20 protein-coding genes are annotated in these 23,262 nt (G+C 70.4%); 9 read left to right on the plus strand and 11 right to left on the minus strand.

Features of this window, described 5'->3' with window-relative positions; all coding sequences use genetic code 11:
- Positions 1-12 precede the first annotated feature (12 nt).
- Positions 13-1,923 (minus strand): hypothetical protein, encoded by a 1,911-nt coding sequence (locus tag ACFPIJ_RS24420; protein ID WP_380117503.1) that lies wholly within the window; start codon positions 1,921-1,923, stop codon positions 13-15.
- Positions 1,924-2,132: 209 nt separating this feature from the next.
- On the opposite strand from ACFPIJ_RS24420, the gene ACFPIJ_RS24425 reads away from it, so the two are divergent.
- On the plus strand, positions 2,133-3,233 hold the full coding sequence (locus tag ACFPIJ_RS24425) for an LCP family protein (protein ID WP_380117505.1): 1,101 nt from the start codon (positions 2,133-2,135) through the stop codon (positions 3,231-3,233).
- A gap of 190 nt (positions 3,234-3,423) precedes the next feature.
- On the opposite strand, the gene ACFPIJ_RS24430 is transcribed toward ACFPIJ_RS24425, so the two are convergent.
- A complete protein-coding gene (locus ACFPIJ_RS24430) occupies positions 3,424-4,329 on the minus strand; it encodes an RNA polymerase sigma factor SigF (protein WP_380117507.1) in 906 nt (301 codons plus the stop codon).
- 520 nt (positions 4,330-4,849) lie between these two features.
- Between ACFPIJ_RS24430 and ACFPIJ_RS24435 the strand changes: the two genes are divergently transcribed.
- Positions 4,850-5,053 (plus strand): cold-shock protein, encoded by a 204-nt coding sequence (locus ACFPIJ_RS24435; RefSeq protein WP_033363591.1) that lies wholly within the window; start codon positions 4,850-4,852, stop codon positions 5,051-5,053.
- Positions 5,054-5,331: 278 nt separating this feature from the next.
- Here ACFPIJ_RS24435 and ACFPIJ_RS24440 read toward each other — a convergent pair whose 3' ends face one another.
- The 4 genes from ACFPIJ_RS24440 to ACFPIJ_RS24455 form a co-directional block, all read right to left on the minus strand.
- Positions 5,332-5,607 (minus strand): hypothetical protein, encoded by a 276-nt coding sequence (locus tag ACFPIJ_RS24440; RefSeq protein WP_380117509.1) that lies wholly within the window; start codon positions 5,605-5,607, stop codon positions 5,332-5,334.
- 80 nt (positions 5,608-5,687) lie between these two features.
- Positions 5,688-5,999 (minus strand): STAS domain-containing protein, encoded by a 312-nt coding sequence (locus ACFPIJ_RS24445; protein WP_380117511.1) that lies wholly within the window; start codon positions 5,997-5,999, stop codon positions 5,688-5,690.
- A complete protein-coding gene (locus tag ACFPIJ_RS24450; RefSeq protein ID WP_380117513.1) occupies positions 5,996-6,352 on the minus strand; it encodes an ATP-binding protein in 357 nt (118 codons plus the stop codon). The genes ACFPIJ_RS24445 and ACFPIJ_RS24450 overlap by 4 nt, the downstream gene beginning before the upstream one ends.
- Before the next feature lie 44 nt (positions 6,353-6,396).
- Positions 6,397-6,660: a hypothetical protein gene (locus ACFPIJ_RS24455; protein WP_380117515.1), complete on the minus strand. Its 264-nt coding sequence runs from the start codon at positions 6,658-6,660 to the stop codon at positions 6,397-6,399.
- 300 nt (positions 6,661-6,960) lie between these two features.
- On the opposite strand from ACFPIJ_RS24455, the gene rho reads away from it, so the two are divergent.
- The gene (gene rho, locus ACFPIJ_RS24460) at positions 6,961-8,181 is read left to right on the plus strand and encodes a transcription termination factor Rho (RefSeq protein ID WP_380117517.1); all 1,221 of its coding nucleotides are present in this window, start codon (positions 6,961-6,963) and stop codon (positions 8,179-8,181) included.
- 754 nt (positions 8,182-8,935) lie between these two features.
- Here rho and ACFPIJ_RS24465 read toward each other — a convergent pair.
- Both ACFPIJ_RS24465 and ACFPIJ_RS24470 read right to left on the minus strand, forming a co-directional pair.
- The gene (locus ACFPIJ_RS24465; RefSeq protein ID WP_380117519.1) at positions 8,936-9,805 is read right to left on the minus strand and encodes a DUF2207 family protein; all 870 of its coding nucleotides are present in this window, start codon (positions 9,803-9,805) and stop codon (positions 8,936-8,938) included.
- Positions 9,806-9,844: 39 nt separating this feature from the next.
- A complete protein-coding gene (locus tag ACFPIJ_RS24470) occupies positions 9,845-10,801 on the minus strand; it encodes a zinc-binding alcohol dehydrogenase family protein (RefSeq protein ID WP_380117521.1) in 957 nt (318 codons plus the stop codon).
- Between the two features lie 71 nt (positions 10,802-10,872).
- Between ACFPIJ_RS24470 and ACFPIJ_RS24475 the strand changes: the two genes are divergently transcribed.
- Genes ACFPIJ_RS24475 through ACFPIJ_RS24485 form a run of 3 tightly spaced genes read left to right on the plus strand, consistent with a single transcriptional unit; the run spans position 10,873 to position 12,133 of the window.
- Positions 10,873-11,208, plus strand: coding sequence for a winged helix-turn-helix transcriptional regulator (locus ACFPIJ_RS24475; protein ID WP_380117523.1), 336 nt, complete (start codon positions 10,873-10,875; stop codon positions 11,206-11,208).
- Complete coding sequence (locus tag ACFPIJ_RS24480) at positions 11,205-11,777, plus strand: class I SAM-dependent methyltransferase (RefSeq protein WP_380117525.1); 573 nt, start codon at positions 11,205-11,207, stop codon at positions 11,775-11,777. The genes ACFPIJ_RS24475 and ACFPIJ_RS24480 overlap by 4 nt, the downstream gene beginning before the upstream one ends.
- Positions 11,741-12,133: a hypothetical protein gene (locus tag ACFPIJ_RS24485; RefSeq protein ID WP_380117527.1), complete on the plus strand. Its 393-nt coding sequence runs from the start codon at positions 11,741-11,743 to the stop codon at positions 12,131-12,133. The genes ACFPIJ_RS24480 and ACFPIJ_RS24485 overlap by 37 nt, the downstream gene beginning before the upstream one ends.
- Positions 12,134-12,178: 45 nt before the next feature.
- On the opposite strand, the gene ACFPIJ_RS24490 is transcribed toward ACFPIJ_RS24485, so the two are convergent.
- Positions 12,179-14,713 (minus strand): Tex family protein, encoded by a 2,535-nt coding sequence (locus tag ACFPIJ_RS24490; RefSeq protein ID WP_380117529.1) that lies wholly within the window; start codon positions 14,711-14,713, stop codon positions 12,179-12,181.
- Between the two features lie 165 nt (positions 14,714-14,878).
- On the opposite strand from ACFPIJ_RS24490, the gene ACFPIJ_RS24495 reads away from it, so the two are divergent.
- Both ACFPIJ_RS24495 and ACFPIJ_RS24500 read left to right on the plus strand, forming a co-directional pair.
- The gene (locus tag ACFPIJ_RS24495; protein ID WP_380117531.1) at positions 14,879-16,681 is read left to right on the plus strand and encodes a sigma-70 family RNA polymerase sigma factor; all 1,803 of its coding nucleotides are present in this window, start codon (positions 14,879-14,881) and stop codon (positions 16,679-16,681) included.
- 2 nt (positions 16,682-16,683) lie between these two features.
- On the plus strand, positions 16,684-17,070 hold the full coding sequence (locus ACFPIJ_RS24500; protein WP_327006738.1) for a hypothetical protein: 387 nt from the start codon (positions 16,684-16,686) through the stop codon (positions 17,068-17,070).
- Here the strand turns inward: ACFPIJ_RS24500 and ACFPIJ_RS24505 are convergent.
- On the minus strand, positions 17,040-18,269 hold the full coding sequence (locus tag ACFPIJ_RS24505; protein WP_380117533.1) for an MFS transporter: 1,230 nt from the start codon (positions 18,267-18,269) through the stop codon (positions 17,040-17,042). The genes ACFPIJ_RS24500 and ACFPIJ_RS24505 overlap by 31 nt on opposite strands.
- A gap of 85 nt (positions 18,270-18,354) precedes the next feature.
- Here ACFPIJ_RS24505 and ACFPIJ_RS24510 point away from each other — a divergent pair, with 85 nt between their 5' ends.
- Positions 18,355-19,299, plus strand: a complete 945-nt coding sequence (locus ACFPIJ_RS24510) for a TIGR03557 family F420-dependent LLM class oxidoreductase (RefSeq protein ID WP_380117535.1) — start codon at positions 18,355-18,357, stop codon at positions 19,297-19,299.
- Positions 19,300-19,308: 9 nt separating this feature from the next.
- Here ACFPIJ_RS24510 and ACFPIJ_RS24515 read toward each other — a convergent pair whose 3' ends face one another.
- On the minus strand, positions 19,309-23,232 hold the full coding sequence (locus ACFPIJ_RS24515) for a wHTH domain-containing protein (RefSeq protein WP_380117537.1): 3,924 nt from the start codon (positions 23,230-23,232) through the stop codon (positions 19,309-19,311).
- Positions 23,233-23,262 lie beyond the last annotated feature (30 nt).

The raw sequence follows: 23,262 nt of genomic DNA on the forward strand, positions 1-23,262 counted from the left end.
TCTCGGCGATCCTTACGGGTTCGCTGGCGTAGCGTACACGAGCTGCACTTTTGCCGGATACTTCGCGGCCAGCAGGCGGGCCGCCTCGATATTCGACGGTGCAGCGGGATCACCGAAGGCTACCGGCAGCGGCTGTCCGGCGCGCACGGCGGGGCGGCTCGGGTGATCTGTATCCACAACGAGCAGGCTGGCGGCCGGGTCGTGCAGGAAGAAGCGCACGGTCACGGGACTGTTCGCAACCAAACGATCCAGGTCAGCCATCGTGCCGCCCTTGCCACCCGGGTACAGCAGCGCGGACCAGCCGGGGAACTGGCGGTACTGGCCCTGTAGGGCGCCGGCACCGAGCGTGCCGGACCAGTTACGCCACGGGCTGCCCATCAGGTTGACGTTGACCGCGTTGCCGCCGTCGGGGAACATCCGGGCGATCAGCAGCGCGTCGCGGGCCGCCTCCGGAGAGCCACGGTCCCGGCCGAGGGCGAGCTTCACCCCGGGCGCGACCGGTGTCGTGTGCCACTCGCCGCCGGCGACGAGCATGAACAGGACGACCGGCACCGCGACGACGGCGGCGCGGCGCCACGTCCGCAGGAGCGGCGCCAGGCCGCCGAGGGCGCACAGGGCGACCACGATCAGCAGGTGCAGCAGCTTGTCGAAGTAGTAGACGAACCGGCCGAGGGTGGCGAGCTGATACGCGCCGAGCCCGACCGCCATGACGCCCGCCGTGGCCAGCGCGAAGGCCGCCGCCTTCCGCCGGTGGAACACCGCGACGGCGGCCAGGGCCACCAGCAGCGCCGTCGCCGGGCGGTCCACCACCCTCGCGGTGCCGTTGAGCAGCAGCTGGTCGCCGCTGGAGGCCTGGGCCGCGGTCAGCGGGCCGATCGCGGCCAGGCCGCCGACGACCACCGCGACCACCCACGCCCACCAGTGCCGCCACAGCCGGGCGCGGACCGCCCACAGTGCGGCGACGATCCCCGCGTAGGGCAGGAACAGCGCATACGTGAACGAGATGCCGACCAGGAGCAGGGCAACCGTCGCCGTCTGCTCGCCCAGCCTGGTCAGCGGGCGGGCCACCAGCGCGGTCAGTACCGCAGCGCAGGCGAGACCGGCGAGCTCGTTGGGGTAGCCGCGGGACAGCACCGTCACCGGGTCGCCGAGGACCAGCCAGGCGGCCACCAGCGCCAGCACCGGCAGCAGGCCGGCAGTCGTGGCGCCCGGCCCGGCGATGCGACGGGCCGCCCACAGGATCGCGAGGGCGAGCAGCAGGTACGTCCCGACGAGCAGCCACATCATCACGTCGACGGTGGTCGCGGGGGCGCCGTTGTGCGCGCTCGATCGCACGAACCGGTCCAGGACCGCGTAGCTGAAGTGCGCGCCCTGGGGGTAGTTGGCGATGCCGGTCAGCTCGGCGTCCGGCACGAACGGGCGCAGCGCCTCCGGTCGCATGAAGAGGTAGCCGCCGGTGCGCCCGATCACGTCGAAGAGCAGGTAGTGCCGGGCGATGTCCTCACCCGCGAGGGGCAGGCCGAGCCGTCCGCCGAGGTCGCGGGCGGCGTAGGGGACCAGGGCCACCAGTGAGACGCCGGCGACCGCCACCGCGAGGAGCACGTCTTTCCGCATTCCGGGCAATTCCGGCGTTCTGCGCGTCACTACGGCGATCAGGATCAGCGTGGTGAAGGCGACACCGGCGATCAAGGTCGGATGCAGGTGCCCGGGCCACAGCGTGATCGCGAGGCCGAACACGCAGGCCGCGCCGAACAGCTGCGCGCAGGCCACCACCACCCGGTCCATCAGGGTGACGCCACCCCGCTGGATGGCCACCGTGCCCGCGAGGACCAGCACCGGCAGGACGAAGTCCAACCCCAGCGGATGCGTCGCCAACGGGACCAGCCAGGCCAGGGCGAGCGCCACCGCCGTTTTCCGGATCACCAACACGCTCCGTATTCATCGGGGCCACCGGCGATGCACGTCGCCGCCGGGACGTGACGATATCGCGTTGTCCAGGTACCGTGCAGAAGGCTTCCGGGGCCGGCCTTCATGACGGAAGGTGATTGCCGAATACGGGGAGTGGCGGGGAGTTGGCGAAGGGCGTGGCGCGACGAAAGGGTCGCGGCCGGCGGGATCCACTGTGGGCGCGGATGCTCGTGATCGCGGGTGCACTCCTGATGATCGGTGCCGGCACCACATTCGTGCTCAAGGACGTGGTCTTCGGCTACGCGACCCGCAGCGTCACCAAGGAGGACCTGCTCCCCGCGGACGGCGGCCAGCACGCCTCGGTCAGCGGCGCGAAGAACATCCTGCTCATCGGCATCGACCCGCGCCCGAACCAGGACCCGACCGAGGCCATCCGCTCCGACTCCATCCTGATCCTGCACATCCCCGCCAGCCACGACATGGCCTTCCTGATCTCGATCCCGCGTGACACCTGGGTCTCGATCCCGAAGTACAGCAACGGCAAGCGCACCTACGGCGGCGGCAAGAGCAAGATCAACGGCGCGTTCGCCGAGGGTGGCTACGGCCTGACCGGCAAGGACCAGCGCAAGCACGGCACCACGTTGCTCGCCGCCACCATCAAGCAGAACTGGGGCATCACCTTCGACGCGGCCGCGATCGTCGACTTCGTCGGCTTCCAGGACGTGGTGAAGGTCCTCGGCGGCGTCGACATGTATGTCGACCAGCGCACCGTCTCGGTCCACATCGGCCACGACGCCAAGGGCAACACGAAGGTCCCCTTCGAGCAGAAGGACGACCCCAACGGCGGCACGATCCTGATCCCGATCAAGGGGGTCACGCCCAAGGTGTATGAGGTCGGCCAGCAGCACCTGGCCGCCTGGGAGGCGCTCGACTTCGTCCGCCAGCGCGAGACCCTGCCGAAGAGCGACTACGACCGCCAGCGGCACCAGCAGCAGTTCATCAAGGCCCTGCTGAAGAAGATCGCCAGCAAAGAGGTCCTGGGCAGCCCCGGCACCCTGAACAAGGTCCTCGAGGTCATCGGCCGCGCCATGACCATCGACACGGGCAAGATCGGCCTGGACGACTGGATCTTCGCGATGCGCAACATCGACAGCGACCGGATGCTGACCCTCAAGACCAACGACGGCGGCTTCCACGCGTCCCCGGAGAACCCCGGCGCCGAGGCCCTCGATCAGACGACCCTGGACCTGTTGAGCGCCGTGCGGACGAAGACGGTGCCGACGTTCGTCGCCTCCAACCCGGGCATCGTCAGCTCCAGCGGCTGAGGGCTTCTTGTTCGCGCACCTTTCGGCGCCGGTTCGTGGTCGAGGGAATGGTGGCGCGAGTCCGGACACACGTCGTTGATCCGGCGAATCGGGCACATGGTGCATTGACCGGCATCTGTTCAATACGCAACAACCCGAAGGGTCGGCTCGCGCCATTCCTTCGGGTTGTCGGCAATGCGTGCGGCGGTGGCTACTCGACGACGTTGGAGAGCTCGTCGCGCAGCGTCTTCAGGGCGCCGGCGAGCAGCCGGGACACGTGCATCTGGGAGATGCCGAGCTGCACGGCGATCTGCGACTGGGTCAGGTTGCCGTGGAACCGCATTGCGATGATCTTCTGCTCGCGCTCGGGCAGCTTGGCCAGGACCGGGCGGAGGGACTCGCGGTTCTCGACGTTGACCATGTCGGGGTCCTCGCCACCGAGCAGGTCACCCAGCCCGGCCGCGCCCGGCTCGGCGCTGTCACCAGCGGGAGCGTCCAGCGAGAGGGCCCGGTAGGCCTGACCGCAGTCGAGGCCCTCGATGATCTCCTCCTCGCTGACGCCGAGGCGGGCGGCGAGGTCAGCGACGGTCGGGGAGCGGCCGAGGTCCTGGGCGAGGTCGCCGGAGATCTTGGAGATCTCCAGGCGGAGCTCCTGCAGGCGGCGGGGCACGCGCACGTCCCAGCCCTTGTCCCGGAAGTGCCGCTTGAGCTCGCCGACGATCATCGGGATGGCGTAGCTGGTGAACGCGGCGCCGCGGGTCGGGTCGTAGCCGTCGACCGACTTGATCAGGCCCAGGTTCGCGACCTGCACGAGGTCGTCGAACTGCTCGCCGCGGTTGCGGAAGCGCCGGGCGAGGTACTCGGCGAGGGGGATGTACAGCTCGATGAGCCGGGACCGGACGCGGTCCCGGTCGGCACCGGCGGGCAGGTCGGCGAGCAGCGACAGCAGGGCCTTGGCCTGGGCGTCGTTGGCCCTGGTGGTGCTGCTGTCGGTCGGGGTCTCGTGGCTCCTGGCGATGGCGCGGCTGACGTCGAGGGACGTGTCGACTGACGTGTTGGACGTGTTGGCGGACGTGTCGACGGACGTTTCGCGGGACGCGGAGACAGAGATCGTCATGGGAAAGTGACCCTTCTTGGTGCGTTGACCGGATCAGCGGTGACGGCACGGGTCTGAAGGCCGTGCGGAAGGGTTTACGTCACCGTGCCAGGCGGGCGCATCGCGCACTGTGCCGGCGCCGGTCGGGAATCGCTCTCGACACCCGTTGTTTGAGTGCCGGTGCAAGACCTGCGAGGTCAGCCAGGGGGCCGGTCCGCCGCTGCTGGACGGGGGCCTGAAATCGTCCGTTCGGACGAGGTGACCGAGGCCGACTGTACTAGATCGATGCGCCATGCGCGAGATGAGCGCTCCCACGAAAGTTGAAGAGGCTCGTTCTATCACTGCCTGTAGAGCAAGCCGCTACGCCGTGTGTGCATAAGGAATGGTTGTGCATTTCGATTCGGTAGTCGATCGGGTCCGTATGCCGATACCGGGGCTGCGTTTTTGCAGCGCGCAAGCTACCGTCTCACCCGTGGCGTGCACCTGATTCAACATTGATCCGTGAGGTGCGGATCGGGGTGTCGTCGCTAAGGAGTTACACGTGGCATCAGGCACGGTGAAGTGGTTCAACTCGGAGAAGGGCTACGGCTTCATCTCGCAGGACAACGGTGGTCCCGATGTGTTCGCGCACTACTCGGCGATCCAGGCCACCGGCTACCGCGAGCTGACCGAGGGTCAGAAGGTCGAGTTCGAGATCACTCAGGGCCAGAAGGGTCCTCAGGCCGACAACATCCGTCCGGTCTGACACACCCTTAGTCGTAGGCCGAGACCCGCTTCACGGCCGAAGGAGTAGCAAGCCCCCGTCCGGAGCTTCCGGCGGGGGCTTTGCGGTTCTGCGGGGCTTTGCGGGTCGCGGGCCTCCGGGGTTCGGCGTTCGGGTTCGGCGTTGGCGCTTGGCGTCCCGCTCGTGGGCCTCCGGGGGTTCGGGGTTGGGCGTTCGCCGTTCGGGCGTTCGCCGTTCGGGCGTTCGCCGTTCGGCTTCGGCTTCGGCTTCGGCTTCGGCTTCGGCTTCGCCGTTCGGCTTCAGGTGAGCGCGGCCCGGCGGGCGAAGACCTCGGGCGTGCACGACTGGGTGTAGGCGTGCCGGATCATCCGCAGCGCCCAGTTCATCCGCATCGACGCCGTCTCCGGGTGGTCGCCGAACTCGGTCGCGACCCGCGCGACGCAGCCCTGGACGCCCATCCGCCGCAGCGTGGTCGTCACCGCGGCACGTACGTCGGCGTCCTCGGCGCCCTGCGACATCTGCAACGTGGAGGCGAAGAGTGCTTCGGCGCGGACCGCCTCGAATGTTGACTCCATGGTGTTACCTCCTGCTCGTTGCTCCCTGCTGTGTGCCAGCTAACTCCTGGCCGGGTGCCGAGGTGATGACTGTTCGGTTGCTAAACGGTTAGCCCGAACGTTTCGAGCAGGCCGGTGAGTTGCAGCAGCCGGTGCACGGCCGGGCTGGTGCCGGTGATGCGCAGGTCGCCGCCCACGTCCGCCTGGGCGGCGACGAGTACCTGAATGCCGGTCGAGTCCATGAAGGGCACGCCGGAGAGGTCGAGATCGACCCGGGACGGCGCGTACGCATGGATGGCGTCGCGCAGGGACTCGATGAGGGTGGGAGCGCTCGTCATGTCGAGTTCGCCGGTGGCGGTCACGGTCACCGTGCCGTCCGCGGCGGGGGAGGCCATCGCGGCGAATGCGGTCACAGGTGCTTCACCACTCTCAGCAGCAAGCCGTCGCCGCCGACATCGATCGTGTCGGCAAGTGACGAGACAACCTGAAGGGAGGGTTCCGAGGGCAGGAGTGCGTCCGGCGCATCCTGCGGCGACGTGACTTCGATCACGCAGGCCTTCTCATCGACCGTAGCGCGGACCTGATAAGCGACGCCCACCCGAACGTGGGTGATCACGTTGGCCCACGTCTCCGAGACGATCAGGCCGATGTCGGTGCGTATCTGCTCGTCGACGCCGAGGCCGGCGAGCGCGCCGTCCAGGACGTGCCTGAGAGTGTTCATGCGATCGAGATCGCGTGGCAGGTCGACGGTCAGGCGCAGGTCCACATCTGCTGTTTTACCGGCGCCGCGAGATCGAAACGCTTCGCAGGTCAGCCCGCGTACGCGAACTCGCGGGTGGCGAGCTCCTGGTAGGCCGCGTTGATCATGGTAAGCGCCCAGTTCATGCGGGCGGCGGCCGGCTCCGGGTACTCACCGAACTCGCCGGCGACCCGCGCCGCGCAGCCCTTGATGCCGAAGCGGCGCAGCGTCGAGGTGACGGCGGCGCGGACCTGCACCGGCGACGGCGCCTGCGAGGCCTGCAGTGCGGAGGCGAAGAGGGCTTCGGCGCGTACCGTGTCGAACGAGCTGTTCATGTCAGCCCCCGAGCTGGTGTGCTTCCTGACACCAATCAGAGTTCCGCCGGGTTGGTGCGGGTTGGTCCGCCACCTGGTTGCCGGAAGGTAGCGTGTCGACTACGGACAGATACTTGCCCTGGACGGCTGGACGAGCTACGGTCAAGCCAGTCCCGCGGAAGTCGGCGGTCTGTCGCCCGGGGACCACCTTTCTCAAACGCGTGTCACGCCCTCTCGCAGGAAGCCAAAGTCACACGCGTTTCGGCCCAGTGTCCTCAGGGACACTAGCCATCTCACACGCCAGTCCTGAGGAGGACGCCCATGGCCCCAACCGAAGTGTTGGATCGAAACGCCAAGCAGAATCACCCGGCGAAACCTCGCCGCACCAGATCTCCGCAGCGCAACCGGGACCACAGCCGCCCCGGTAACCAGCCTCAGCCCCCAGAGTCGGGCGAGGCCCGGGACGTCTCCGGCATCGCCGACGTCTTCCGCGACAAGATGGTCCTCCGGGTCGACAGCTACAGCCCAGGCCCCGACGACGTCGCGATCCCCGCCGCCATGGTCCGGCGCTACGGGCTCCGCCACGGCGACGCCGTCACCGGCAGCGCCAACGGTGCGACGCTCACCCGCCTGGACACCGTGCACGGCAACGACCCCGATTGGGCCCGCAGCCGGCCCGAGTTCAGCAAGCTGACCGCCCTGTTCCCGCAGGAGCGACTGCGCCTGGAGACCGGCCCGCGGCAGCTCACCAACCGCCTCATCGACCTGGTCATGCCGATCGGCAAGGGCCAGCGCGCGCTCATCGTGTCGCCGCCGAAGGCCGGCAAGACGATGGTGCTGCAGTCGATCGCCAACGCGATCGCGCAGAACAACCCCGAGGTCCACATCATGGTCCTGCTGATCGACGAGCGGCCCGAAGAGGTCACCGAGATGCAGCGGTCCATCCAGGGCGAGGTCATCGCCTCGACGTTCGACCGGCCGCCGTCGGAGCACACCGGCATCGCGGAGCTCGCCATCGAGCGGGCCAAGCGGCTCGTCGAGCTGGGCCACGACGTGGTCCTGCTGCTCGACTCGATCACCCGGCTCGGCCGGGCGTACAACAACTCGGCGCCCGCCTCCGGCCGCATCCTGACCGGCGGCATCGACGCCAACGCGCTCTACCCGCCGAAGCGCCTGCTCGGCGCCGCCCGCAACATCGAGAACGGCGGCTCGCTCACCATCATCGCCTCGGCGCTGGTGGAGACCGGATCGACCGGTGACACGGTCATCTTCGAGGAGTTCAAGGGCACCGGCAACGCCGAGCTCAAGCTCGACCGCAAGCTCGCCGACCGGCGGGTCTTCCCTGCGATCGACATCGACGCCTCCAGCACCCGCCGCGACGACGTCATCCTGCACCCGGACGAGCTGCTCGCCGTCTCCCGCCTCCGCAAGGCGCTGTCGGCCAGCAACCAGTCGGCGACCGAGCAACTGCTGGACCGGCTGTCAAAGACCCAGTCCAACGCCGAGTTCCTGACCCTCCTCCTGCGCGGCAACGCGGGCTGAGCCTCCGCCATTGCCACCACCACGGAACGTGATGGCGCGCCTACGATTTGGAGATCAATTTTTCCTCGTAGAGTACGGTGCTATTAGCGGCGGCCGTTCACCGGTCAACGCCAATAGGGCCGGTCAACGCCGATAGGGCCGCGCGACGCTGACGGGTTGTTCGACGTCGACAGGTCACTCGAGGTTGGGTCGACAGGTCACTCGCGGGTTGGTGGGCCGTCGACTCCGACAGGTCGCTTGAGGTTGGTGGGCCGCTCGACCTCGACAGGTCACTCGACCTCAACAGGTCACTCGACGCGGGTGGGCCGCGCGATGTCGACGGGTCGCTCAACGTCGGCAGGCCGCTTGAGGTCGACAGGTCACTCGAGGTTGGTGGGCCGTCGACTCCGACAGGTCGCTTGAGGTTGGTGGGCCGCCCGACCTCGACAGGTCACTCGACGCGGGTGGGTCGCGCGATGTCGACGGGTCGCTCGACGTCGGCAGGCCGCTTGAGGTCGACAGGGTCGCTCACGTCGACAGGTTGCTTGAGGGCGACAGGATCGCTCACGTCGGCAGGGTTGCTCGACCTCGGCAGGCCGCTTGAGCTCAGCAGGGTCGCTCGACGTCGGTAGGTCGCTCGACGCGGGTGGCCGGTTCGATGCCGACGGGCAGCTCGACGCTGGTGTGGCGCTCAGCGGCTCAGCGGGGCTCAGCGGGAACGGACCCTGGGCGTCAGGGTGGCTCAGCGGGTGTGGGTTACGGGTATCAGGGCTGCTCAGCGGGAGCGGGCTCCGGGCGTCAGGCGTACCAAGGCCTCGTCCGCCGAAAGGACGCCGAGGGCTGAGGCGTACGCCATTTCCCGGCCCCACGACGCGACATCCGCGGGGGCGAGATCGGCCACGCCCTCGAGCGTCGTCAGGTGCTCGCGCAGCGCCAGCCAGCTCTCCGTCGCGGCCACGCCTTCCTGGGTGGTCTGGTCGGCCCAGCCGAAGTCGACCACGAAGTACTGCGCCAGGTAGATCGCGCCGGTGCCGATGAGCGCGCCGGTGACCTGGTCCGGGACCTTGGCGCTGAGTTCGCTGTCGACCCACCACCACGTTACGAACATCAGCAACGACGGCACGATCGCACCGAGCAGCAGGGCGCGCCGCGTCGTCGAGGACAGGCGGGGCAGGGAGAGGCCGCGGGTGCGTGCCTCCTCCACGACGGCCCGGTAGAACGTGCGCCGCCATCTGCGTGCCTCGGTCCAGCTGTCGAAGGCAAGCCGGTTCAGCGAGGTCTCCCCGTTGATCGACAGGCGGTGCACCCGGTCCAGGATCTGCTGCTCGTACGGCGTCAGGCTGCGGCCGTCGCCCTTGCGCAGGCGGGCCGTCGTCTGTGCCGGCTCCTCGCCGGTCTCCCGCAGCTCCAGGAACCCGCGCGCGGCCAGGTCCAGCAGGGTGCTGTCGATCGCGTCCTCGTCGGAGCGCCACCGGTTGACCATGAGGCTGACCACCGCCGGCGGCTCCTGGCCGGGCAGGTCGCTGCGGGTCGGCCCGGGCTCGGGTAGGCGGGGACGGGAGCGCCACAGGCTCACCGCCACCGCGACGACCCAGGCAGTCAGCGTGATCGGCACGCTGAACTCAAGGTACGGAGGCCAGTCCACGACGGTCCTTCCCACGGGGGATGGGGAGACTTCGAGGAATCACTCTAGCGGCTCCGCCACGACCACCTTGCCAACCATATGTCCGCCTTCAACCATTTCATGAGCTCGAGTGAGGGTTGCGGCGTCGATAGGCGACAGTCGGGTCGTGAGCGTCGAACGGATCGCGCCGGCATCGACGAGGTCGGCGACCCGGTCCAGCAGGTCGTGCTGGACGATCATGTCCGGGGTCTGGAACAGCGACCGGGTGAACATCAGCTCCCAGTGGAAGCTGATGCTCTTCGCCTTGAGCGGCAACAGGTCCAGCCCTTCGGGTTCGTCGATCGCGGTGATCGCGCCACCGGGGCGGAGGATCTCGGCGAACCGTTCGATGCGGCCCGCCGTGCTCGGCGAGAAGATGTAGTCCACCCCTTCGGGGAGGTCGTGATGGTCCACGACGTCGTGCGCGCCGAGGTCCAGGGCCCACTTGCGAGACTCGTCACGTGACGCGGAGCCGATCACGGTCAACCCGGTCAGCGCCCTCGCCAGCTGGATCACCATCGAGCCGACCCCACCGGCGGCGCCGAGCACCAGCAGCGTGCCGGTCGAGCCGGCGTCCAGCCGGAACCGGTCGAACAGCGTCTCCCAGGCGGTGATCGTGGTCAGCGGCAGCGCCGCCGCGGCGGCGAAGTCCAGCGACCGCGGCTTGCGCCCCACGATCCGTTCGTCGACCAGGTGCAACCGTGAGTTGGCGCCCGGGCGATCGATGCTGCCGGCGTAGTACACCTCGTCGCCGGGGGCGAACAGGCTCACCTCGCTGCCCACCGCGACGACCTCCCCGGCGGCGTCCCAGCCGAGCACTTTGTCGCCACCGCCCCGGCGAACCTTGTGGTCCACCGGATTCACCGACACGGCCCGCACCCGGACCTGCAGATCCCGCGGTCCCGGTGCGGGGACCGGCAACTCGACGTCCTCAAGGCCGCGCGATGTGCTGATCACGGCCGGCATGTTCGTACCCATACGACCGACGCTATCCACGACGCCCTAGTTACCCGCAAGGGTGATGACTTTCCATTGGGTACCGTTGGCCCGTGCCCGACGACGTCTACGCGGCCTGTTGCCCGTGCCGCGACATGCTCGACCTGCTCGCCAACAAGTGGAGCGCGCTCGCCCTCGGCGCCCTGGAGGACGGACCGCGGCGCTTCGGCAGCCTGCGCACCCGCCTGCAGGGCATCAGCCCGAAGGTGCTGACCGTGACCTTGCGCAAACTCGAGGAGCACGGGCTGGTCACCCGCGAGGTCTTCGCCGAGGTGCCGCTGCGGGTGGAGTACGAGCTGACTCCCCTCGGCCGTGACGCCTGCGCACCGCTCGCGCACCTCCGCACCTGGGTCGAGTCCAACATCCACCGCTTCCCGGCCGCAGCATGATCATCCCGTTGCTTCCGGAACTCACCCTGGACCTCGCCGACGAGGAGGCCGGCCTGTTCGACGCGACCGGCGGGGAGTACCGCAGCGACGCGCCGCCGCCCTTCTGGTCCTTCGCCTGGCCGGGCGGCATGGCCCTGGGCCGGTTCCTGCTCGACCAGCCGCTGTTCGTGGCCGGTCGCAGCGTCATGGACCTGGGTGCGGGATCCGGGCTCGTCGGGATCGCGGCCGCCCGCGCCGGCGCGTGCACGGTCACCGCCGTCGACACCGACCCGGAAGCCCTCGCTGCCTGTGCCCGCAACGCGCGGGCCAACGGCGTGGACATCGTGACCTCGACGGTCCCGGTCCCGGCCGAGGTCATCGTCGCCGGCGACGTCTTCTACAGCGGCCCGGTCGCCGAGCGGGTGCTGGGCTTCCTGCGCCGCAGCGGTGCCGAGGTCCTCGTCGGCGACCCGGGCCGTGGTTACCTGCCGACCCGGCTGTTCGAGGCGTTGGCGACGTACGAGGTGCCGGTCCGCGTGAAACTCGAGGACCAGTGCACGATGCGTACGACGATCTGGCGCCTGCGCTGACCCTCGCCACCACCGCGATCCAGGACATCCCGCAAAGGGTGATCGAAGGGCGCCAGGCGTTGGTTCGATCTTTGGGCGGCGTGATCGAAGCACGGTTCTGGTCGGTCCGGCGGCCGGTGCGCGACTTCGATCAACCGCTGAAGAGAGACGGCGGTGAGCGGATCCGCGAAAGGGAGCGCTGCACTGACCCGGAGCGAGCCCAGGGGATCAACGGCGGGATCTGGTCGCCTGGACAGCCACCCAGCGACTTCGATCAAGGCCGCAAGTCGGCAGGGCCGCAAGTTGGCACCGAGCCAAAGGCCAAGTGGCATACCGACGAATGTGGGCCGTGGGGGAAGGCCGGCGAGCAGGACTGAACCGGCGCCGTGATCCGGAAGGTCCGGATCACGGCGACCCGGTCGCTACTTCTTGTTCAGCCCGTCCAGGCCCTTGTCCAGACCCGCCCGGCGGAGCGCGTCGGCGAGGGCGCTGTTCTGCAGGCTCCCGCTGTCCCGCTGCCGCCCGCCGCCACGCGAGTCGCCGCCGCGGCCGCCCTGACCACCGCCGCCTCCGGACCCGCCCCGCTGACCACCGCCGCCCTGGCCGCCGCCACCGCCCTGACCACGCTGGCCGCCACCCTGACCCCCGGCGCCACCCTGGCCGCCGCGCCCACCCGGGCCGCGCTGACCACCGCCGCCGGATCCGCCCGAGCCGCCTGCGCCCCGCTGGCCGCCGCCGCGCTGGCCGCCGGCGCCACCGCCGCTGCCGGCCGGGGCGCCGGACTGCTGGGCCTCGTCGTCCAGGCGCAGGGTCAGCGAGATCCGCTTGCGCGGGATGTCGACGTCGAGGACCTTCACCCGCACGATGTCGCCGGGCTTGACGACCTCGCGCGGGTCTTTCACGAACGTGTACGACAGTGCCGACACGTGCACCAGGCCGTCCTGGTGGACGCCGACGTCGACGAACGCCCCGAACGCGGCCACGTTGGTGACCACGCCCTCCAGCAGCATGCCGGGCGTGAGGTCGGAGATCTTCTCGACGCCGTCGGCGAAGGTTGCCGTCTTGAAGGCGGGGCGCGGGTCGCGGCCCGGCTTCTCCAGCTCCTTGAGGATGTCGGTGACGGTCGGCAGGCCGAAGGTGTCGTCGACGAAGTCGGCCGGTTTCAACCGGGCCAGGACCGTGCCGTTGCCGATCAGCGACTTCATGTCGGTGCCGGTCGCCGACAGGATGCGCCGGACCACCGGATACGCCTCGGGGTGGACGCTGGAGGAGTCGAGGGGGTCGTCGCCGTCGGGGATGCGCAGGAAGCCCGCGCACTGCTCGAACGCCTTCGGGCCGAGCCGGGCCACGTCCTTCAGCGACTTGCGGGAGCGGAACGGCCCGTGTGCGTCGCGGTGCGCGACGATCGCGTCGGCGAGGCTGCCGCCGATGCCCGAGACGCGGGTCAGCAGCGGCGCCGAGGCGGTGTTGACGTCGACGCCGACGCCGTTGACGCAGTCCTCGACGACCGCGTCGAGGGAGCGCGAGAGCTTCGACTCGGACAGGTCGTGCTGATACTGCCCGACGCCGATCGACTTCGGGTCGATCTTCACCAGCTCCGCGAGGGGGTCCTGCAGGCGGCGGGCGATGGAGACGGCGCCGCGCAGCGACACGTCCATGCCGGGCAGCTCCTGCGAGGCGAAGGCGGAGGCGGAATACACCGACGCGCCGGCCTCGGACACCATGACCTTGGTGACGTTGAGCGCCGGGAACTGCTTGACCAGGTCGGCGGCGAGCTTGTCGGTCTCCCGGGAGGCGGTGCCGTTGCCGATCGAGATCAGCTCGACGTTGTGCTTCTGGCACAGCGCGGCGAGCACGGCCAGGGACTCGTTCCACTTGTTCTGCGGCACGTGCGGGTAGATCGTGTGGGTGTCGACGACCTTGCCGGTGGCGTCGACGACGGCGACCTTCACGCCGGTGCGGAAGCCCGGGTCGAGGCCCATCGTGGCACGGGTGCCGGCCGGCGCGGCGAGCAGCAGGTCGCGCAGGTTGAAGGCGAAGACCCGCACGGCCTCCTCCTCGGCCGCCTGCCACAGCCGCATCCGCAGGTCGATCCCGAGGTGGACGAGGATCCGGGTGCGCCAGGCCCACCGGACCGTGTCGTTGAGCCACTTGTCGCCGGGGCGGCCCTCATCGCGGATGCCGAACTTCGAGGCGATCGTCGGCTCGTACAGCGACGGGGCGTCGGGGTCCTGGGTGGGCTCCAGCACCAGGTCGAGCATCTCCTCCTTCTCGCCGCGGAACATCGCGAGGATCCGGTGGGAGGGCAGCTTGGTGAACGGCTCGCTGAAGTCGAAGTAGTCGGAGAACTTCGCCCCGTCGGACTCCTTGCCGTCCCGCATGCGGGACACGAGCCGGCCCTGCGACCACATCGTCTCGCGCAACGAGCCGATGAGGTCGGCGTCCTCGGAGAAGCGCTCGACCAGGATCGCCCGCGCGCCGTCGAGGGCCGCGGCGGCGTCGGCGACGCCCTTGTCGGCGTCCACGAAGACCGCGGCGGCGGCCAGCGGCTCGACCGAAGGGTCGGCGAGCAGCCCGTCGGCGAGCGGCTCGAGACCCGCCTCGCGGGCGATCATCGCCTTGGTGCGGCGCTTCGGCTTGTAGGGCAGGTAGATGTCCTCGAGCCGGGCCTTGGAGTCGGCGGCCATGATCTGCGCCTGGAGGGCGTCGTCGAGCTTGCCCTGGCTGCGGATCGACTCGAGGATCGCGGCCCGGCGCTCCTCCATCTCCCGCAGGTAGCGCAGCCGCTCCTCCAGGGTGCGCAGCTGGGTGTCGTCGAGCATCTCGGTCGCTTCTTTGCGATACCGGGCGATGAAGGGCACGGTCGCGCCGCCGTCGAGCAGCTCGACCGCCGCGGTCACCTGCCGCTCCTTGACGCCGAGCTCTTCGGCGATCCGCTGCTGAATGGAGGTCGTCACGATCCTGCATTCTGCCCCACCCGCCTCACCCGCCGCGAAGGCAGCGCGCAGGTGGAGCCGAACGTGATGAGACCATCAGCCCAACGTGACCGGAGAAAAAGTCGTGGGAAAGCGTTATTGACCCTGAGCTGCTCCGTCTCCTGAATAGTTCGACAGGAGGTGCGGATGGGCACGGCCACGGTGATCGCGGCACGGGACGGGGACCAGCGGGCGCTGGACGCCCTGGTCGCCGAGTACCTGCCGCTGATCTACAACATCGTCGGGCGGGCGTTACAGGGGCACGCGGACGTCGACGACGTGGTGCAGGAGACCATGCTCCGCATCGTCGACGGGCTGCCCCGGCTGCGGGAGCCCGACAGCTTCCGGTCGTGGGCCGTCGCCATCGCGATGCACCAGGTCAGGGACCGGCACCGGCGGCAGACCCAGGCGCCGCTGGTCGGCGACTGGGCCGACCCGACCGACACCGCCGACCCCGGCGCCGACTTCGCCGACCTCGCGATCACCCGGCTGCGGCTGTCCGGGCAGCGTCAGGAGGTCGCCGAGGCGACCCGCTGGCTGGACCACGACGACCGGGAGCTGCTGTCGCTGTGGTGGCTGGAGGCCGCCGGGCAGCTGGAGCGCGAAGAGGTCGTCGACGCGCTGCGGATCAGCAAGCAGCACGCCGCGGTGCGGATCCAGCGGATGAAGGCGCAGCTCGACGCGGCCCGTGCGGTGGTGCGGGCCCTGGCGGTGCGCCCCCGCTGCCCGGAGCTGCACGCGATCGTGACCAGCTGGGACGGCCGCCCGAGCGCGTTGTGGCGCAAGCGCCTGGCCCGCCACACGCGGGAGTGCCAGCGGTGTGACCGGGCGTGGATGGACATGGTCGCCGCGGAGCGCCTGCTGGCCGGGATCTCGCTGGTGCCGGTGCCGTTCGTCTTCAGCGCGGCCGCCGCCAAGACCGGAGCGCTGGCGACCACGGCGGTGACCGCAAAAGGGCTGAAGGGGCTGATCATCGGCTGGTTCGGCGCGGCGAAACCCGCCCTCGCCGGCGTTGCCGCGACCGTCGCGATCGCCGGGGCCGCCGGGGCCGTCTACGTGGCCACGAACGGCGAGCAGAAGCCGGCGGTGGTGTCCCAGCCGGGCGGATCGCCGTCCGCGACGCAAAGTACAAGTGCCCAGGCGCCCAGCAGCGCCCCACCGTCCAGCGCGGCACCAAGCAGGTCGACAAGCGCACCGGTGGCCCTGCCGCCGGCAGTGAAGAGCCCGAAGAAGGGCGTCAGCACCAACGGCAAGGTGAACTTCAACCAGGCCGCGGTCAAGGACATGAAGGCCGGTTGGTACTACAACTGGTCGCCGAGCCCGAGTTTCGGTGCCACCAGCGGGGTCGAGTTCGTGCCGATGGTCTGGGGCACCGCCAACGTCGACGCGGACGTGGCCAAGGCCAAGCAGAACGGCAGCGTGCTGCTCGGGTTCAACGAGCCGGACCTCAAAGAGCAGTCGAACATGAGCCCCGAGCAGGTCCTGGACCTGTGGCCGAAGCTGCAGGCCTCCGGGCTGCGGCTGGGCAGCCCGTCGGTCGCGTACGGCGGCGACACCGCCGGGGGCTGGCTCGACCGGTTCATGACCGGGGCGCGGCAGCGCGGCTACAAGGTCGACTTCATCACGCTGCACTGGTACGGCGGCGACTTCGGACCGGACGCGCCGAACCAGCTCAAGCGCTACCTGCAGAACGTCTACAACAAGTACAAACTGCCGATCTGGCTGACCGAGTACGCATTGATGCGGTTCGAGAACGGCACCGTCTACCCGACCATGGACCAGCAGGTCAGCTTCGTGAAGAGCTCCACGGCGATGCTCGAAGGGCTGTCGTTCGTCGAGCGGTATGCCTGGTTCATCCTGTACAGCTCGAAAGCGGGCGACACCGGTCTCTACAGCAACGGCACCACCCCGACCGGGGTGGGTGCCGCCTATCGCGCAGCAGGAGGATGATCATGGACGCGAGGTCGGGTGGGGCCGCCACACTGCTCGGAGCCCTCAATGACGCCTGTGAGGATTTCCAGCGGTACGGGCAGCAGATCGCCGCCACGCACGGCCCCATGCACTGGGAGCTGATCGGGCGGATCGGGCCGGGCGAGGCACCGTTCGCGCTCGTCGGGGTGGTGCTGCGGTATGACCGGACCACCGTCGACCTCGGCGTCGACCTGTGGGTGCGGGAGGGCGCGTTCGAGGTCAGCGGCTACGGCACCGTCGACGGCAGGCGCCTGCTCGTGGACCTGCCCGACGTGCTGACCGACGACCTGGACGAGGCGATCGACGTGCTCAGGGAGTACACCCGCCGCCTTTGCTCTTATCGCAACGTGCTGGACGAGGTCGCCTGAAGCCCGGTGCGCTGCCGGGCCCGGGTCCGAATCCGCAGGTGGACGGCGAGCGCGACCAGGCCCACGCCCGCGGTCGCCGCGCCGCAGATGACGAAGGTGGCCGATGCCCCGGCCGCCTGGACCAGCGGCGCGCCCAGCAGCGTGCCCAGCGGGGTCGACACGACGAGCACCGCGCCGCGGGCGGCGAGCACCGGCGGCAGCTGCCCGGCCGCGACCCTGCGCTGGAACAGCGACATGCTGGTCGCCGGGTACGGCGCCCACGCGAGCCCGGCGAGCACCAGCGTGACCATGTGCGCCCAGAGGGGCAGCGCCAGGCCGAGCGGCATGAGCAGCAGCCCGAAGCCGATCACCACCCCGATCGTGGTCGGCCACAGTGGTAACCGGCGCAGGTGCCCGGTGACGACCGCGCCGGTGACCGCGCCCACGCCGAAGGCGGTGTACAGCAGCCCGACCTCGCCCGCGCTCGACACGAACAGCGGCACGGCCACCGGTACCGGACCGAACAGCAGGAAGAACCAGAACGTCATGATCATCAGTCCGAGCAGGTGCGGGTCCCGGCCGATCACGGCGAAGCCCTCGCCACGGTCGCCGGTCGGCGGCTGGGCCGGCGTCAGCGACCTGATCTGCAGGAACGACACCGCGAGGACGGCGAAGGTGGCGGCGTCGACCGCGAGGACGGCGGGCGCGCCGAGGACCGCGATCAGCATTCCCGCGATCACCGGCCCGGCCACCGTCGAGGCCTCGGCGATGACCGTGAGCAGCGCGTTGGCCGGCAGGTGCAGGGTGGTCGGCAGGACCTGCGCGATGACGGTGTACCGCCCGGCCGAGCCCCACGCCGACAGCAGGGCGGACATGGCGAGCAGCACGACGTACCGGCCGATCGACAGGCCACCGCAGGCGTACAGCAGCGCGACGGCGCCGAGGAGCGCCGCCCGCAGGCCGGCGTCCCACGCGGCGAGCTGCGCGGCGCCGTGGTTGCGCAGCAACGGCCCCAGCGTGATCGCGCCGACGGCGCCGGGCAGCGCGTACGCGGCCACGGCCAGCCCGACCCACAGGCCCCGCGCGTGCTGCGGCGCCAGCTGCAGCGCCAGCCACCCGACGGCGACCGCGCTCATGCCGTCGCCCAGGGCGGAGAGCGCCAGCCCCGGCAGGACCCGGTTGAACACCGGATGCCGGATCACCGGTAGATAGGGAGACATCGATTGATTCTCGCCTACGTGCTGGGCATTCTCCAAGGATGATCGTCAAGCGCGTAACGGCCCGCGCACGGGGTACCCAGGGGCCATGGCGAACTTCGGTTACACACTGATGTGTGAGCAGACCGCGCCCTGTGACCTCGTCGACGACGCGGTGCGCGCGGAAGAGGCCGGATACGACTTCGCGGCGATCTCCGACCACTACAACCCGTGGCTGGTCGAGCAGGGACACTCGCCGTTCGCATGGTCGGTGCTCGGCGCGGTCGCGTACGCCACCCAGAACCTCGAACTCATGACCATGGTGACCTGCCCGATCCGCCGCTATCACCCGGCGGTCGTGGCCCAGCAGGCGGCGACCATCGGTGCCATGTCGCAGGGCCGGTTCACCCTCGGCCTCGGCGCGGGCGAGAACCTCAACGAGCACATCGCCGGCGCCTGGCCGCACCGCACCCAGCGGCACGAGATGCTCGCCGAAGCCCTCGAGATCATCCGTCCGCTCCTCGCCGGGGAGACGGTCCACCACGGCGGCACGTACTTCGACGTGCCCGAGGCGCGGCTGTGGGACCGGCCCGACGACGGCGTGCCGGTGGTTCTCGCCGTGTCCGGCGAAGACTCCCTGGCGCTGTCGAAGAAGCTGGACGGCACGGTCGCCGTCGCGCCCGACGCGTCGCTGCGGCTGCCGGGCAAGCCGGCGTACGGGCAGGTCGCGCTCTGCTACGGCCCCGACGAGTCGGAGTGCCGCAAGCGCGCCCTCGACCAGTGGCGCTGGTTCGGCCTGCAGTGGCCGGTCCTCGCCGAGCTGCCCGACCCTCGCGCCTTCGACGCCGCGTCCGCGTTCGTCACCGAGGACGACGTCGCCGCGGCCGTGCCGTGCGGGCCCGACCTGGACCGGCACGTCGCGGCGGTCCGTAAGTACGTCGACGCCGGGTTCACCCACGTCGCGCTGGTCCAGATCGGCGGCGGGCACCAGGAGGAGTTCCTCGCCTGGTCCCAGTCGGAACTGCTGCCCGCCCTGCGCGCCGACGGCGCGTAGGGCGGTCTCCTACACGCCGCCTGGGCGTAGGCGGGGCAGGCGCGAGTCGACGTCCGGCACCGAGTAGCCCAACGCCCGCAACCGGCTCGACACGTCCTCGATCGGCTTGCGGATCTTCTGCGCCGCGGCCAGGAGGTGGTTGAGCGGCACCGGCTGGCTCGCGTCCAGCCACGGCCGCGACCCGTCCAGGTCGGTGCTGGCGAGGAGGAGGTCGTTGGGCTTCACCGAGTCGACCTGGATGCTGCTGAGGTCGACGTCGACGGTGTACCCCAGCGTCTCCAGCCGGGCCGCGACCTCGTGCACCGGCCGGCGCACCCGCCGCGCCGCCTGCAGCAGGTGCGGCAGCGGCACCTGCTCGTCCAGGTCCAGCCACGGCTGCGACCCGTCCAGGTCCCGGCTGGTGATCAGCAGGTCGTCGGGCTCCACCTGGTCCAGCGACGGACCCGAGCCCTGCAGGCTCACCGCGTAACCGAGGAACGTCAGCCGGGCCGCGATGTCGTGCACGCTGCGCCGGGTCCGCTGCGCAGCGCGCAGGATGCGGATCGTCGGGACCGCCTTCATCGGGTCCAGCCACGGGTCCGAGCCGTCGAGGTCCTCGCTGGTGATGGTCAGGTCGTCGGGCTCCAGGTGATCGATGAGGATCGCGTCGGGGTCGACGTCGACCCGGTACCCGACCGCCGCGAGCCGGGTGGCCACGTCGGCGACGTCCCGCCCGGTCGCCTCCGCCGCCCGGAGCAGATGGATCAGCGGCACCGGCCGCGACGAGTCCAGCCACGGCTGCGAGCTGTCCAGGTCGCGGCTCGCCAGCTGCAGGTCCTCCGGCTCCAGCTTCACCGTGTCCAGCACCTCGAGATTGCCCCCGAGGGTGAACCCGAAGCTGCGCAGCCGCGTCACCACCTCCGCCACCGGCCGGCCGGTCCGCTCGGCGGCGCGCAGCACGTGCACCGGCGCCACCTCCTCCAGCAGGTCCAGCCACGGTGACGTGCTGTCCAGGTCGCGGGAGATGAGCACCAGGTCGTCGGACTCGACCGTCAGCGACTCCCAGCCGGGCTCGAGGGGGTACCCCAGCAGCGCCAGCCGCGCCGCGGTCTCGTCGGCCGGCAGGTCCACCTTGTGCGCGGCGCGCAGCACGTGCAGCCGGGTCACCGGCTCCCGCGGGTCCAGCCACGGGTGCGAGCCGTCCAGGTCCCGGCTGGCGATGGTCAGGTCCTTCGGGCCGAACTGCTCGATCGGCAGCATGTCCACGTCGACGTCCACGTCGAAGCCCAGCTGCCGCAGGCGGGCGACGATCTGCTGGATCGGCCGGCCGGTCTTGTGCGTCGCCCGCAGCAGGTGCACGAGATGCACCGGCTGATCGGGGTGCATCCACGGCCGGGTGCCGTCCACGTCCCGGCTGGTGAAGACCAGGTCGTCGGGGTCGACGCCGACGTGCGCGGCACCCACCGACGGTTCGTAGCCGAGCTGGTCGAGCCGGGCCGCGATCTCCAGGGCGCTGCGGCCGGTCTTGCGCGCGGCCCGCACCAGATGCACCAGCGGCACGATGTCGACCGGATCGAGCCACGGCCCGGTGCCGTCGACGTCGACGCTGAGCAGCAGCGCGTCCGACGGCCGGGAGCGCAGCGCCCGCTTCCAGTCCGCGCCGGGCTTGAGCACCTTGCGGTAGCGCCCGCCCGCGGCCAGTGCCGTCAGCCGCCACTCGACCAGCTCGTCCGGCCCGCCGACCGGCCCGTCGTTGGCCACGAAACAGCCGGTGACCGCGGCGTCGACGGTCTCGCCGTCCATGTCCCACTTGCCGTGGCCGCGCTCGATCGCCTGCTCGAAGACGAGGTCCGCGACCAGTGGCCGGATCGGCGCCAGGCGGCACAGCCACTCGTAGCCGAGCAGCGTGGTGCCGGGCGCGGTGAGCGCCGGCACCGCCTCCCACAGCAGCCGGTCGACGTCGTCCTCGCGGTACGCCAGGATCTTGGTCCGGTCGACCGACAGCCGCGGCGCGAGGTCCCGGTTGAGGTTGACCACCGCGCCGAAGATCTCCTTGCCGGCGTAGAGCCCGTCGGCGAGCAGCGCGCCGGTGCCCTTGCACCACCACACCCGCGACCCCTCGGCCGGGACCACCCCGGCGCCGACGCCTTCGTCGTCCTCGTCGTCCTCGTCGACCGCCGTCGCCGCCTCCGACAGCTGCCCGGGCGCCCACTGCTGGGTCTCCACGCCGTCGGTCGCGTCGGTGCCGAACTCGGCCACCCACAGCAGTTTGCGCAGCTCCTCGACCGACGCGACGGTCACGCCCTCCCGCAGGTGCAGCCGCACCGTCGTGCCCGAGTCGGTGCCCGGGCCCAGCACCTGGATCCGGAACAGGCTGCCCGGCCCGGCGATCGACACCCGCAGCCGCTCGCCGGCCTGCCCGTCGCGGCCCATCCGGCACGTCTCGACGGTCAGCTCGTCGGCGAGCATGAAGTAGCTGAGCACGCCGATGCCGAACCGGCTGTTGGGGAACAGCTGCACCGGCGGGTCGAGCCGGGCCCACTCGGCCTGCTCCTCGAGGAACTCCGGCAGGTCCGCCAGGCGCACCCCGGCCTGCGAGAACACCTCGCTCAGCTCGCGGACCCCCATGCCGATGCCGTTGTCGACGCAGTCCAGGTATCCCCGGCCGGCGTCGTCGACGCCCTGCTCGAACCGGATCCGGCCGTCCCAGGGCTGCTGTTCGGGGCCGGTCCGGTTCAGGAACTCCGTGCGAGCCTCGCGGTACCGGCAAGCATCGAGGGCGTTCTGGTAGAGCTCACGGATGGCGAGGGCGGGGTCGCCGTAGAGCTGCTCGCCCATCAGCAGCTCGCGCACCCGGTCCTCGGCCAGCCGGAACCGCACACCAGCGGACTGGTAGGCCGGCGCTCCGTCGATGACCGCCGGGCGCACCTCGTCGGTCGCGGCCCGGTTCGGCAGATGCTGCAGCGCTTTGAGGGTCTCGTCCCTCGCGGCCGCCCGCTGTGCCTCAGCGAGCAGCTGATTCAGCGTTTCGATGTGTACCCGCAGCGCAACCTCGATCGACGGGTGCGCACAGTCGGCGTTGAGCACCAGGGTCGCCCCGCGCAGATCCCACCGCGCCGCGTGCACCGTGTCGATCACCTGACGCGGCGTGACCGGATCACCGATGCCGAGGTGCTCGCCGATGACCTCCGGCAGCACCGTCGCCTCGATCGCCAGCCACCGCGCGATCGTCAGCAGGAACGCGACCAGGCGCTCCCGCGTGCCGTGCCGGTCCTCCGACACCAGCGACTCCGGCCGGTCGTGCCGGTTCAGGAACGCCGGGTCCGCGCGGATCGCCCGCAGCAGCTCCGCCAGGCGCTTCTGCGGCTCGTCGTCCAGCGCGGTCGCGAGGTCCTGCGTCTGCCCCTCCGGGCCCCGGATCAGCGCCTCGATCGTGGCCGGCTGATATACGGCCGGCCGCCGGCCGATCCACCGGTGCAGCAGCCACCAGCCGATCTCCGTGGCCGCCTCCCGCCGGCCGGCCCGGATCGCGGCGAGCGCGCGGCGGTGCGGCTGGGCGTACGTCTGGGAGAACCGCTCGAACGCGGCCCGATCGCTGGAGGCGTCCTGCGACGGCTCGAGGTCGCCCGGCTGCACCCCGCGCTCGGCGGCGGCGATGCCCGCCCACAGCGCGTCGTGCAGGAACGGCGTCGTCACCAGCAGCGCCGCCTCGGCCCCGCTGAACCGCACGTCCTGCGGCAGGAACCCGATCAGACTCGCCACCTGCGCCGACATCCGTCGCGCGAAGTCACCGTCCTGCCACGGATCGTCGTTCAGGTCGGCCGCCGATCGTCTGCGTGCCGCAGCGAGCTGGCGCACGAGCGCCACCGCCCGGTCACGATGTGACGCACCGTCGGTCACCCGGCCCCACACCGTGTGCTGTGCCGCGAACGTTTCCCAGCCGTCAGGAGCCATGCGGGAAAACTTACCGGCCAATGGCAACGG

Source organism: Dactylosporangium cerinum (assembly GCF_042653625.1).
Lineage (GTDB): Bacteria > Actinomycetota > Actinomycetes > Mycobacteriales > Micromonosporaceae > Dactylosporangium > Dactylosporangium cerinum.